The sequence below is a fragment of the Bacteroides sp. CAG:633 genome (genome assembly GCF_000435115.1).
In the GTDB taxonomy this organism is placed as follows: Bacteria; Bacteroidota; Bacteroidia; order Bacteroidales; family Bacteroidaceae; genus Bacteroides; species Bacteroides ndongoniae.
Genome location: NZ_FR883034.1, coordinates 47,007 through 59,595, shown reverse-complemented (window position 1 = coordinate 59,595; position 12,589 = coordinate 47,007). Strand labels below are relative to the sequence as shown.

Below are 12,589 nucleotides of genomic sequence, written 5' to 3'. Positions count from 1 at the left end.
AAGGAATGGCAGCCGCCACTTTTACATATCCGTAATTCATATTCTATATAGTTATAATGAATATCTGCTACCCTTCCAGCCCCAAACGGCGAACTGATTGCCCAAAGTCCAATATCCTCACTGAGCATTTACCGAAATTTGCAGATAACCACATTATTATATTATAAAATGCAAAAATAGAGATAAACTTTGTTTTTTCACCAAAATCTTTTGGATATTTCCAGGAAGTGACTATCTTTGCAAAAGAATTAAAAATGTAATCATTACAAGTTTGAAGATTTTAATGGAGAGTATAAATGTCATAGAACGTCTGCAAGTGCATAACATTAAACCATCGGTTCAACGTATTGCTATTATGAAATACCTGATGGAACATTGCACACATCCTACAGTGGACGAAATCTACACAGCACTCTCTCCGGAAATTCCGACCTTGTCGAAGACCACTGTATACAATACATTGAAGCTGTTGAGCGAACAAGGTGCGGCCTTGACCCTGACGATAGATGAGCGGAATACATGCTATGATGCCGATACGGCTCCTCATGCGCATTTTCTGTGCAAACGGTGTGGGAAGATTTATGATTTGGGTACACAAATAGCCAACCAACCAACAGAAGAAATGAATGTAGAAGGACATAGCGTGCACGAGATGCACTACTATTTCAAAGGTATTTGCAAACATTGTATTGAAGAACAAGAAACAAACAAGAGATAACTAAAGTAATTTCAACTAATTAATTTAAAATCTGAGAAAAATGAAAAAGTTTAGATGCACAGTCTGCGGTTACGTATATGAAGGAGACGCAGCTCCCGAGAAATGCCCTTTGTGTAAAGCACCTGCAAGCAAGTTTGTAGAAGTAGAAGAAGCTGTAGCTGGCGGTCCTTTGACATTCGCTGACGAACATGTTATCGGTGTAGCCAAAGGTTGCGACGACGAAATGATCAAGGACTTGAACAACCACTTCATGGGCGAATGTACAGAAGTTGGTATGTACTTGGCTATGAGCCGTCAGGCTGACCGCGAAGGCTATCCTGAAGTAGCTGAAGCCTTCAAGCGTTATGCTTGGGAAGAAGCTGAACATGCAGCTAAATTCGCTGAACTGCTGGGCGACTGCGTATGGGACACCAAGACTAACCTTGAAAAGAGAATGAACGCTGAGTCTGGCGCTTGCGAAGACAAGAAGCGTATCGCTACTCGTGCTAAAGCACTGAATCTGGATGCTATCCACGATACAGTTCACGAAATGGCTAAGGACGAGGCTCGTCACGGTAAAGGTTTCGAAGGCCTGTACAACCGCTATTTCAAATAAATAGATATTAGTAGCCTAACTATCTGATAAATATCACTCAACGTGATAAACTATACTGGTTCCAACTCGTGGGGCACATACCCGGGTTGGAACCAGTTTTATTTTTGCTTCTCAGATAATCTCCCACCAAAAAGATATTTTCATTTTTTATTCCACTTGGTTTAAATTATCTTTGTAACCGGAAAAATGATTGATTACAAACCATAAAAAAACTCTTATTTAAATGATCAAATTCTCGCGCGCCTTTTGGACAGCCAACGCCTCCGAGCTGTTTGAACGTATGGCCTACTATGCCATTTTTATCGTAATTACCCTTTATTTGTCCAACACGCTTGGTTTCAACGACCTCGAAGCCAGTCTGATATCAGGTTTATTCTCGGGCGGACTTTATTTTCTGCCCATGTTTACCGGTGCCTTTGCCGACAAAATAGGTTACCGGAAAGCTATTCTGATAGCCTTCACCCTGCTGACTATCGGTTATCTGGGCTTGGGAATACTCCCTTTGATGCTCGAATCATCGGGACTGGTAGTGTATGGTGAGAAAACCCAGTTTACGGGTATTGAGACCAGCAACCTGCGCATGCTCATCGTACCCATTATGATTATCCTCGTCGTAGGCGGCTCGTTCATCAAGTCCATCATTTCGGCTTCGGTAGCACGCGAAACGACTTCGGAAACCCGGGCACGCGGTTACTCCATCTTCTATATGATGGTCAACATCGGTGCCTTCACGGGAAAGTGTTTCGTCGATCCGCTCCGCTCGATCGTAGGCGATGAGGCTTATATCTATATCAACTTTCTGTCGGCCACCTTATGTTTCGTAGCGTTAGCCACCATCTTCCTGTTTTTCCACTCAACCAACACAAGTGGACAGGGCAAAAGCATGGCCGAAGTTTTCAAAGGATTGGGCAAAGTATTCACCAACGGGCGTCTGCTGCTCCTGATACTGATTGTTACCGGTTTCTGGATGATTCAGCATCAGATGTACGCCACCATGCCCAAGTATGTCATCCGTATGGCTGGCGAGACGGCTCGTCCGGGCTGGATAGCCAATGTCAATCCGTTTGTTGTCGTCTTGCTGGTCAACCTTGTCACCCGGCTGATGGCACGCCGCAAGGCTTTGACCTCGATGACCGTAGGTATGTTCCTCATTCCGCTGTCGGCACTGATTATGGCGGCAGGAAATCTCTTTAGCGGTGACATTATGGGCATGCATCCTATCACCGTCATGATGATTGCCGGTATTGCCGTACAGGCCATAGCCGAGTGCTTCATCTCGCCGCGCTATATGGAATTCTTTTCGCTACAGGCTCCTAAAGGAGAAGAAGGACTGTATCTGGGCTTCAGCCATCTGCACTCATTCCTGGCATCTGTGCTGGGCTTCGGTCTGTCGGGTATACTGCTTACAGCCTACTGCCCCGACCCTGCCCTGTTCGACACTACCGCAGAATGGGAGGCAGCATCGGCAAACGCACATTACATCTGGTATTGGTTCACCGGCATCGGTGCCATCTCGGCCATCGCTCTTATCATTTATGCCAAGATGACTCAGAAAACGACCAAGTAAGGTCTTATATAAAAACCTGTCAGGTTTTGCGTAAAAACGAGCCTGGTTTTGCACGAAAACAAGTCGGGTTTTACATAAAAACAAGTCAGGTTTTCGTTGAAAACAAGCCTGGTTTTGTACGAAAACCTGGTTGGTTTTATACCAAAACAGAAGAGGGTGGAGCCTTAGGCCTCACCCTCTTCTGTTTTGTTGCATATCCCTTAGCTTGCGGATATGCTTTATTTATGATACACCTTATTGCATTCGGGTATAGTTAAAGAAATCCACGTCGACATAACCACCAAGTTGTTTCGTCGCATAGTTGAAGATGCCGAACTTGGTACCCATGAAGAATCTGCGATAATCAAATATCATCTTGAAGTCCGTACCTATCTTCTTCCAGTTCTTATTGTCAAGGCTGTAATAGAAAGCAGCGATGTCTTTGTGGACACGGAAATCAGCATCGATACGCAGATAAATCTTATCCTGCTTCAACTCTACACGTTCTTTTTCTTCAGCATCTACTCCCAAGACAGCTTTATCAGAGTCGCGCAACTTCACTACGGCGGTAGACATGGTCAGATAACGCTTATTTCCTTCTGCAATAATGGACAGCAGACCGGAATCGCCATTAAAGGCCGAGAATCCGGAAACGTCACCATCCTTCATGTGCGAAATGTCCAATGCGACAACTCCGCTACATTGCGGACCTTCCATACGTTGTGTCAGCGTGTTGGGAGCAAGGAAGATGTTCTCGACCACCCTCGACGTCTTCAAACGTAAGAATCCCGAGCGGTCTGTCAGCGACCAGGCTTCATTCACCGGATTGTGGTTCCATTGCCAATGAATGTCCAGTTTGTCGGCATCGAACGAATCGCTTACCACCAACGGAATGGTAGGACAACCCTGTACAGGCTTCTTCATCGTCAAAGGTACACGTCCGTTTTCATCGCCCAGCATCGGCCAACCGTCAATCCAACGGCAAGGCATCAGGGTAAGTACACGTCCTACTCCGCCTCTGTCTTGGAAGATAACCCCGTACCAGTTGCCCTTACTGTCGTCGACAATCGTTCCTTGGCCTACGTAGGGGAAGCCACCGAAATCGCTCTCCAGGATAACTTTCTTTTCATACGGTCCTGCAATGTTGTCGGCACGGTAGCATACCTGACGACGTTTCCCGCCCCGGGGCCAGGAAATCATCAGCAGATAGTACTTGCCATCGTGCTTGATGAAACGGCTACCTTCGAGCAAACCGTTTTCGCTTGCATCGCGTTCGAACACCTTGATAGGCTTACTGCCAGGCATTACGTCTGACAAGTCGGGTTTCAACTCGCGCATCTCGCCTGTTCCGTAGAACACGTATACCTTGTCATCGTCATCGAAGAAGAGCGAAGCATCGTGAAAATGCGGTGTGCGCGCAGCCAGTGTCCAACCCTTTTTCGGATCGGTTGTTGTGTATACATACCCTCTGTAAGGCTGGTCGTTGGGCGAGAAATACAGATAGAACTTTCCCTTATGGTAACGGATAGAGGTTGCCCACTGTCCGCGTCCGTAAGCCGTACCTTCTTTCAGGTCGTAGCGCGGAGTGTCCGTCAGCTTGTCGAATACATAACTGGCTATCTCCCAATTGACCAAATCCTTCGAGTGCATGACCGGCGCGCCGGGCATCAGGTGCATGGTTGTACTGACCAGATAGAAATCGTCACCTACACGGATTACATCCGGGTCGGGCACATCGGCCCACATCATGGGATTGACAAACTCCGTGGTGTCCGCAGGTGCTTGCAATGCCTGAAGCTGTGCTCCGTAACTTCCAAGCGAAGACAGGAGCATTAATGAAACTATAATTTTCTTCATCGTATATTGTTTTATTCGGGTTTCACAGTAGTTTAAATCAGGTTTATCGTACTACGCTGTCGGTTTAATGCGACCGACTAAACCGACAGTTTGTTTTCAGGTACAGCAATTGCTTACGGACGAATATCATTGGTCAGTGTAGCATACAGTCCTATCAGGCTGCCGGTGAATCCGCCTGCTACATTTGTCGAAAGAATATCGCCCGAAACGGTTCCACCCAGATTGGTGTATTCGCCACCTTCGACAGCATAGTTGAAGCGATAATCGTTACCATCGGCCACTACCTGCAAGGAAACAGGAGCCTCCACGTCGATTTTCGTACTTGCTACAATCGTAGTCTGGCCTTTAGCTGTCTTTGCCAATACGAGCAGATAGTCCTTATCCTTCTTGGTCACACCAAATACATAGTTGAAACGTTCGTTCTGATAGCAAGTCAGTCCGGCCAGTTCGTTTTCGGCTTTAGGCTTGAATTTCAGTGTTGTAGAAGCCGAGAAACTGCTGTGCTGCTGACGATAGAACAAGGTAGAAGTCGGTTTTACCTCTTTAATATTGGTTGCAAACGGAGTAATCTGCAGACCGCCTTTCTTGGCGATAGAAATGAACTTCTCACGAGGACCACGCAGACCTATCCAACGCAGGTCCAGACTGTCTGAAGCAAAACTGTCTTCGAACTTGAAGTTACCGTTCGGGAAGAAACCGTCTTTGCCAGCCTTGTATTCAACACCTTTCGGCAGTTTCAGCTTGCATTCCAAAGGAATCAGACCATTCTCGAATACGGGGAAGTCGCCGCTCCAGTCTACAGGCAGGATGAATGTCTCACGACCGGCGTTCACCATGTCCTTTTCATTAGGACGAATAGCCAGGAACACACCGTAATACTTGCCGTCCGGACCTTCTACCAAGTCGGCGTGTCCAGCCCAGTCTACCTTGTTAGCACGATTCTGCGGGAAATAACGTTGGGTCAGGATGGGATTGGAAGGAGCGGGCGTATAAGGACCTTTCGGGTCGTCTGCCACAAAAATCACTTCACTGTGCCAACCGCCTGTACCGCCTTCGGCACACATCAGGTAGTAACGTCCGTCCTTTTTATAAATGTGCGGACCTTCAATCCAGATGGGTTTCTTCTTGATGTCTACACCACCATCGACAATGATTTTATCCGTACCCGGAATCACACGGTCGTTCTCGACATCATAATCCCAAATCTTAATGACACGGTGTCCTTCGTATTGTTCTTTTCCTCTGTCCGGTGCATCATTGTGTACCAGGTAAGCCTTTCCGTTATCGTCGAAAAACAGTGAGGGATCAATACCGCCGAACTGCAACTTGATAGGATCACTCCAGCCTTTCATCGGGTCTTGTGTCTTCACAACCATGTTGCCAAAGCCACCCGAGAACTGAGTAGTAATCATGTAGAAAGTATCATTATTCTTATTATAAGATATAGCCGGAGCATATACTCCTGCACTGATGCCGCAGTCTTCCACCTTCAACTGAGACTCACGGTCGAGCACGTGGCCAATCTGCTTCCAGTTCACCAAGTCGGTCGAATGGAAAATAGGTACACCCGGAAACATGGCAAAAGATGAATTGACCAGATAATAATCGCCTCCCTTGCGCGTAATGCTTGGGTCGGGATAGCATCCCTGCAAAATCGGATTATAGAATTCACCCGGCTGCAACGGATTTTCCTTATAGATTTTGTCATCGCCCTGATAGACGAAGTTGGTAAATACCGGCGCGTTTTTCGGCGCTTTCTCTTTGGCCTCAACCGAAACTCCCGAAGCCAAGAACAGGCAGGCAAGCACCGCCATGGTCTTCCGGTTGCACAACCATTCAAAATTAAATTTGGATGTTTTCATGTGATTAAATTGATTAATGAATATATCGCTTTTCTTAAATTTCTCCTTCAAAGATAAACGTTCTGTTCTATACCGGCAGCATAATTTTGTTACAGAAACTTTCGTTTATATATCATCATTAAAAAAAGTTCCGGATGTAACACCAACGAAAGAAAATGTTACGTGAGTGTAAGTAATCAGGCAAAAAAATACCATCTTTGATGTCACGTTTAGCTTTTCTGTTCGTCTTACCAATGAAAAATGGAACTAAAACAATTTAAAATAGCCGTACTTCCGCTTCGCAGCAAGTTGCTGAACTATGCCCGAAGACTGACCGATGACCCGGATGATGCCGAAGATGCCGTGCAGGAAACCATGCTCAGACTATGGAACCGCCGAGCAGAACTGGAGCAATACCGCAGCATCGAAGCCTTCGCCATGACATTGGTTCACAACCTGTGCATGGACCTCTGGCGAACCCGGCGCAACGAATACGTTTCGCTGGACAATGTGTCCAACAGCACATCCGAAGCAACTCCGGAACAGCTACTGGAGATAAAAGACGAAATAAAGCTGATGCGTACCATCATACAATCGCTGCCACCCCTGCAACGCACCATCATGCAGATGAAAGACATCGAAGAGTATGAAACTGACGAAATAGCAGAAATAACCGGATGCTCGGCCGAAGCCATACGGAGCAATCTGTCGAGAGCCCGCAAAAAAGTGAGAGATACATATCTGCAAACCATACAAGCAAGAAAAAGGAGAAACGAACAATGAAAATTAACGAGTTACTAAACAAATACTTCGACGGCGAAACATCCTGCGAAGAAGAACGCGAGCTGCGACGCTTCTTTGCCGAGGAAGAAGTGCCGGAAGAAGTGCAAGTCTACCGTCCCCTGTTCGCTTGTCTGGACCAGGAAGCACAAAAGTTCCGCCTTGAACAATCAGAGACAGAGAAGAAGAAGAGCGCCCCCGTGCAATCCTATTCGCTCAAACGGCGCCGCTGGCTTTACTTCTTGGGTGGTGCCGCCGCCTCAATAGCCTTGTTCATAGGCAGCATGCAACTGTTTCCGGTGCCCAATGCTTCTGAAAACTACGTCATCATCAACGGAAAGCGTTATACGGACGAAGCACTTATAAAGGAAAAAGCCATGGAAGCCTTGCAGAACGTACACTTCACCGACGAAGAAATCAATGATTTGTTGTTTCAATTCTAATCATACAAAGCCATGAAACGATTACTATATAAATATGTATTGCTCCTGTCCCTCGGGCTATGCCTCTCATCCTACAGATTGCAAGCTCAGGAAGGACTTCAGATTTCGACCCTATTCGAAAAATACGGCGACCGGCAGAACGTCACCATGGTCGAACTGAACGGCAAGATACTGAAGTCTTACAAAATGTCCAAATACCGGAGCCTTGTTTTCAAAGACGTTACTCCCTATCTGGCAGAAATCCAGAAATGCCTGAAGCATGACAAGGAACAGCCCGGACAGGTCAATAAGACCCAGGAAGTAATAGAAGACGGAATACTGCGCAGTGCCTACTACCAGCTGCATCCTTCGGACGGCAAACAACGGTACATCATCTTCAAACTGGGCAAGAAGAATACAGCCACCTTAGTCTACATCGAAGGCAGCCTCAACGAAGAAGAACTGATGAATATGCTATATAAAGAACAATAAAAACCAAAAACATAAAGAAACAATATGAAGACAAAGAATGTAATTTTTGCCTGCCTGCTCTCCATGGCGGCAAGCTATGCCACAGCACAACAAACCGTCCCGTCACAGCGTGCCACCATCACTACCGAGGGCGACTCCATCATCATCCGCAAAGGAAGCGGCAACATGCGTATCCGTGTATATGAAGAACAGCCCACCGACGGAGAATCAAAAGAAGTGGAAATATACGAAGGTGTCTATCTGGAACGTGTGGAATCGGACAAACGCACTTTCCTCGACGCCTTGCCCTTCATCCCTCAAAAGAAGAAAGACAATGCCTATGAGCCGCATAATTCCGGCATCTTCATCGGATACAGCAGAATGGGCAACGACTTCCTCTCTTTCGACAACAGTGCGAAAGCCGACCTGAACCTGTCCCGTTCGTGGGAATTCGGATTTAATGTCATCTCCCTGTGCCACAACTTCAAGAAGAATCCTCATTGGGGACTGAACTTTGGCGTCAATTGGGGCTATCGCTCATTCAGTTTCGACGGCAACCGTGCCCTGCTCAAAGCCGACGGACAGACCTATTTTGCTGAAGGCGACGAAGAAAACAGCTACAGCAGCAGCCGGCTCCGCCATTTCTTCTTCCGTATTCCTATCACATTGGAGTGGCAACAAAGGCTGGGAAGAAGCAACAAACTTTTCTTCAACATAGGTCCGGAGTTTGAAATCCGCCACGGCGTAAAATCGTTCACCCACATCAACGGCGGGAAAAAGCAAAGAGTAGGCAAAGACATGTATGTCAATCCTGTAGGTGTCAATCTGCTGGCACAAGCCGGATATGGTGATTTCGGTCTGTACTTGCGCTATTCTACTACCAGTCTGTTCCAAAAGGATAAAGGCCCCGAAATGTCTCCCTACTCCTTCGGTATTGCCTGGTACTGGTAAATACAGGCATCCCCCATATCATAAACAACGGGCACGGAACCCGGAAAGACTGCATACATACTTTATTCGCATGCAACCTTTCCGGGATTTCCGTGCCCGAAGGAATGAAGATTATTTGCAAATGTAATGCTATTTATTTCCTGTCTCTTTAGAAACGTATACCCAGTGTCAGCAATGCCTGGCTGCGGTCGTTGGTAACTTTGGTTGCCTGAAGCGCGCCCAGATCGTCGACAAACGGATAAAACTTCGACTGATACGTATGATATTTGTAAGCCAGGTCTGCATAGACTCTGGAGCCACGATAGCCGATACCTATCGTAAACGTATTCATCGATTCGTTGTTGGCAAAGTCGGTATCGGTATTAATCGAATTGGTCGGCAGTGCCTTGATGGCATCATCCTTGAAAGCCGCACTGCTGTAGTTGTAGCCCAAACGGAGTGCAAATGCAGGTATAGGCTTATACTCGGCTCCCAACCGGAACGTACTTACCCCTTTCAGGCAAAGATCGGCCTCGCCGGTTTCCCATGCCATTTCTTCGGAAGACCCTGGATAGTAGAATTTCATCGAAGAGTAATCCTCGTATTCATATTCGGCTCCCAAGGCCAGCGAAGAGCCTACGGTATATCCCAGGCTGACATTGAACAGCCACGGGGTCTGAAGCTCGAAGTCACGGTCCATATCCCGTCCGCCCAGTTCGCTGTACGTATCTACGGTTGTATGCGTCATCACCTCGCTGCCGTCTTCTGCCGGCAAAAACAGGTCAGAACTCAGCAAAGCACCGGTGGTATAAGTCAGCTTGTAGTATACAGGAGAGTGTATAGCCAGACCGACACGCAGAGGCGAGTCTTCTATCGGGCGGAAAATGGCACCCAGTTTCAGGTCTATTCCTGCTCCGTGAATGCGGTTGAAGCTTTCTAGCGAATAGCCTTCTTCGTACTGTTTTCCGTCTTCCCAAGTATACTGGTAGTTCTCGTCATAGAAAGAGTACTTGCTGTAGTCTACGGCATAAGCACCCAACGTCACACCGAAATAGAAACGGTCGTTGACATTGAACGATACATTGAAGTCGTATTCATCTACACCGCCCCGCTCGCGCGACAGGAACAAAGCGTCTGCTTCGCTGGGTATATAAGGTATATAGGTATTATAAGCTTCCGTTTCAGTGTCTTCAAACAGAAGGCCGCTTTGAAAGCCCATAGATCCCAGCCATCCGGCATAGTCGTTGCGATAGATGTCGCTCTTTCCGTAATCCAGATAGGAGGAATAGTCCTGATAGTACGCATAGGCTCCGTCAGTAGCCTGCATAGCCATCGAGGCTACTTGCGAAACGTAGTCACTGCCCACTTTGCCCAGCAGACCGCCCATCGTCATATTCTTGTAAAACGATTTGGACTTGTGGTAGTTAAAGCCGAAGTTGACATAACGCAACGGTGTCAAGTTGCCGATTTTGGTGGAAATGACAAATCCGGCATTGTCAAAGCTCCAGCGGTTTTTATTGGCTTCGAAGGTATTGCCTCCGAACTTGCTCTCCGAACCGGTAATGGAGTAGCCCATGGTCACCATCGCATCGTTGCTCCGATAGATACCTATACCTGCCGGGTTGGTGCTTATGGTGGAGATATCACCACCCAAAGCGCCCATGGCTCCTCCCATACCAACAAAACGGGCGGTACCGTTCAGATCCTTCTGCGCAATGTTTACTGCATCGTATACGGTTTGTGCCTTTGCACCTGCCGAAGCCAATGCGGCAAGTGCTATTATCATCAGTTTCTTTTTCATACTTAACGTTCTTTTTTTTTCGATACCAGATTCTTCTATATCATATGGGGTTGCTCCGTGCCCGATGCCAGTCACCGGACACGTTGCCACACCTTGCTGTCGTACGCTTATCTTCTGCGGCCTCCGCTGCTTGAACGGCTGCTACCACCGCCACCTCCCGAAAAGCTGCCCGATGAGCGGGTGTTGCCTCCTGTCGAGAAGCTGGACGAACGGGAACTGCTGGACGAACGTGTAGGAGCAGAATAAGAACGTTCGCTGCTGCGGTTGTAGTCGTTCGAATAGGTTCGCGTATTGCTCGAACTTGATCCACGGCTGTAGGTAGTAGAAGGACGGCTGGATGAAGTTCCGGTCGATATGCCACTACTGCGACGTACGCTTCCTGTGCTGCTGTTCACCGAACTGCTGCGTGTGCTGCTCGGACGTGTATAGGTAGAACGCCGGGTAGACGAACTGGAACGAAGTGAAGACGAGCTGGAGCGAACCGAAGACGAGCTGGAACGTTCGGAAGACGAAGTACGGGTTCCTACGACACGGCGTGCCGATGTGCCCGACGTACTGCGGCGTACCTGACTGGAAGTTCCGGCACTGCGGCGTACCGACTGTCCGCTGTTGACCGTCGAACGGCGGGTTCCGTCCAAACTACGACGACTGCCCAAAGAAGCACGACTCGTTCCGTACGAACGGCGTTGCGTCAAAGCATTTCCCCAGTACGAAGAATGTCCCCAAGCCGGGTAATGATAGTGCGGGTATCCCCAGCCGCCATGCCAGCCGGCATACCAGCCACCATACCAACCGCCATACCAGCCTCCCCAGCCGAAGCCCCAATGAGGACCGTACCAGCTGTTCCAACCCCAGCCATAATAGGGATATCCCCACCAGCCATACGAGCTATAACGCCAGTCCCACCACAACGGATTACTGAAAGTGGGGAAAGCATAAGCATAAAAATCATCGACATATACGTTCCATTCCCACGAATTCAGACCGTATACAATGTCCCAGTAATAAGGGCTGCTGATGCTGACGGCAAAACGCGGATTGCGGAAACGGATGATACGCGTAGCATATTCGTATTCGTCGGCCGAACCGTCGAATCCGTTTACCCACTCACCGTCCAGTCCGTCGTCGGTTTTCTCGTCGATATAGAGTGTGTCGTTCTCCTGCGAGAATTCATAATCGTCGGCTTCGTAACGGCGGTTATACTCGTCCACGTCGCGGACATTGCCCTTACGGTCTCTAACTACTACTGTCGTATTGCCAGGCGAAACGACGGTCGTTGTGGGTGCATTGGTCTTCACCACTACCGTCTTCCGTTCGGGAGCTTTCGCCTCTTCTGCCTGCTCTTTCTTCTCCTCCTGCTTCTTGGAAGGCACATAGTACAGATCGTCATCTATACTTTGCGCTGCCAGCGTCCACGGAAGGCAAAAAGCCAAAAGCGATAAAAAAACAATCTTTTTCATATTCCGTCTATTTTTTAGTTTTCATTTCTATCTATTTCTTCGCGTTACAAAGTTAATGCCGAAATCCACTACACACAGCAGTTTTTCCCCAAAGATTGATAGGGATTTCCCTAAACCATCTGAAAGGTGAGGACAAACAATGAACAAAGACGAGATTTCAACTGCCCG

11 protein-coding genes are annotated in these 12,589 nt (G+C 47.8%); 7 read left to right on the top strand and 4 right to left on the bottom strand.

The window, feature by feature from the left end; translation table 11 throughout:
• Positions 1 to 283: 283 nt before the first annotated feature.
• The 3 genes from QVP67_RS04855 (at position 284) to QVP67_RS04845 (ending at position 2,880) form a co-directional block, all read left to right on the top strand.
• The gene (locus tag QVP67_RS04855) at positions 284 to 718 is read left to right on the top strand and encodes a Fur family transcriptional regulator (protein ID WP_288179916.1); all 435 of its coding nucleotides are present in this window, start codon (positions 284 to 286) and stop codon (positions 716 to 718) included.
• Between the two features lie 40 nt (positions 719 to 758).
• Entirely contained in the window at positions 759 to 1,313 is a 555-nt protein-coding gene (locus tag QVP67_RS04850; protein ID WP_022162436.1) for an NADH peroxidase, read from the top strand.
• Positions 1,314 to 1,536: 223 nt separating this feature from the next.
• Entirely contained in the window at positions 1,537 to 2,880 is a 1,344-nt protein-coding gene (locus tag QVP67_RS04845) for an MFS transporter (protein WP_022162435.1), read from the top strand.
• A 234-nt stretch (positions 2,881 to 3,114) separates the two neighbouring features.
• On the opposite strand, the gene QVP67_RS04840 is transcribed toward QVP67_RS04845, so the two are convergent.
• Positions 3,115 to 4,716 (bottom strand): glycoside hydrolase family 43 protein, encoded by a 1,602-nt coding sequence (locus tag QVP67_RS04840; protein WP_022162433.1) that lies wholly within the window; start codon positions 4,714 to 4,716, stop codon positions 3,115 to 3,117.
• A 113-nt stretch (positions 4,717 to 4,829) separates the two neighbouring features.
• Positions 4,830 to 6,530 (bottom strand): glycoside hydrolase family 43 protein, encoded by a 1,701-nt coding sequence (locus tag QVP67_RS04835; protein WP_287641813.1) that lies wholly within the window; start codon positions 6,528 to 6,530, stop codon positions 4,830 to 4,832.
• A 288-nt stretch (positions 6,531 to 6,818) separates the two neighbouring features.
• Between QVP67_RS04835 and QVP67_RS04830 the strand changes: the two genes are divergently transcribed.
• The 4 genes from QVP67_RS04830 to QVP67_RS04815 are packed head-to-tail and all read left to right on the top strand — an operon-like array spanning position 6,819 to position 9,181.
• Entirely contained in the window at positions 6,819 to 7,340 is a 522-nt protein-coding gene (locus QVP67_RS04830; RefSeq protein ID WP_022162431.1) for an RNA polymerase sigma factor, read from the top strand.
• Positions 7,337 to 7,780, top strand: a complete 444-nt coding sequence (locus QVP67_RS04825) for a hypothetical protein (protein ID WP_022162430.1) — start codon at positions 7,337 to 7,339, stop codon at positions 7,778 to 7,780. The genes QVP67_RS04830 and QVP67_RS04825 overlap by 4 nt, the downstream gene beginning before the upstream one ends.
• A gap of 12 nt (positions 7,781 to 7,792) precedes the next feature.
• A complete protein-coding gene (locus QVP67_RS04820) occupies positions 7,793 to 8,251 on the top strand; it encodes a DUF6108 family protein (RefSeq protein ID WP_022162429.1) in 459 nt (152 codons plus the stop codon).
• Positions 8,252 to 8,275: 24 nt separating this feature from the next.
• Positions 8,276 to 9,181 (top strand): outer membrane beta-barrel protein, encoded by a 906-nt coding sequence (locus QVP67_RS04815; RefSeq protein ID WP_022162428.1) that lies wholly within the window; start codon positions 8,276 to 8,278, stop codon positions 9,179 to 9,181.
• Positions 9,182 to 9,329: 148 nt separating this feature from the next.
• Here QVP67_RS04815 and QVP67_RS04810 read toward each other — a convergent pair whose 3' ends face one another.
• Complete coding sequence (locus tag QVP67_RS04810) at positions 9,330 to 10,961, bottom strand: outer membrane protein transport protein (RefSeq protein ID WP_022162427.1); 1,632 nt, start codon at positions 10,959 to 10,961, stop codon at positions 9,330 to 9,332.
• A gap of 107 nt (positions 10,962 to 11,068) precedes the next feature.
• The gene (locus QVP67_RS04805; RefSeq protein WP_022162426.1) at positions 11,069 to 12,421 is read right to left on the bottom strand and encodes a hypothetical protein; all 1,353 of its coding nucleotides are present in this window, start codon (positions 12,419 to 12,421) and stop codon (positions 11,069 to 11,071) included.
• Positions 12,422 to 12,589: the final 168 nt, after the last annotated feature.

Coding starts and splice junctions, on each gene's coding strand:
- QVP67_RS04855 (WP_288179916.1), top strand. CDS start 284: ATGGAGAGTATAAATGTCATAGAACGTCTGCAAGTGCATAACATTAAA.
- QVP67_RS04850 (WP_022162436.1), top strand. CDS start 759: ATGAAAAAGTTTAGATGCACAGTCTGCGGTTACGTATATGAAGGAGAC.
- QVP67_RS04845 (WP_022162435.1), top strand. CDS start 1,537: ATGATCAAATTCTCGCGCGCCTTTTGGACAGCCAACGCCTCCGAGCTG.
- QVP67_RS04840 (WP_022162433.1), bottom strand. CDS start 4,716: ATGAAGAAAATTATAGTTTCATTAATGCTCCTGTCTTCGCTTGGAAGT.
- QVP67_RS04835 (WP_287641813.1), bottom strand. CDS start 6,530: ATGGCGGTGCTTGCCTGCCTGTTCTTGGCTTCGGGAGTTTCGGTTGAG.
- QVP67_RS04830 (WP_022162431.1), top strand. CDS start 6,819: ATGGAACTAAAACAATTTAAAATAGCCGTACTTCCGCTTCGCAGCAAG.
- QVP67_RS04825 (WP_022162430.1), top strand. CDS start 7,337: ATGAAAATTAACGAGTTACTAAACAAATACTTCGACGGCGAAACATCC.
- QVP67_RS04820 (WP_022162429.1), top strand. CDS start 7,793: ATGAAACGATTACTATATAAATATGTATTGCTCCTGTCCCTCGGGCTA.
- QVP67_RS04815 (WP_022162428.1), top strand. CDS start 8,276: ATGAAGACAAAGAATGTAATTTTTGCCTGCCTGCTCTCCATGGCGGCA.
- QVP67_RS04810 (WP_022162427.1), bottom strand. CDS start 10,961: ATGAAAAAGAAACTGATGATAATAGCACTTGCCGCATTGGCTTCGGCA.
- QVP67_RS04805 (WP_022162426.1), bottom strand. CDS start 12,421: ATGAAAAAGATTGTTTTTTTATCGCTTTTGGCTTTTTGCCTTCCGTGG.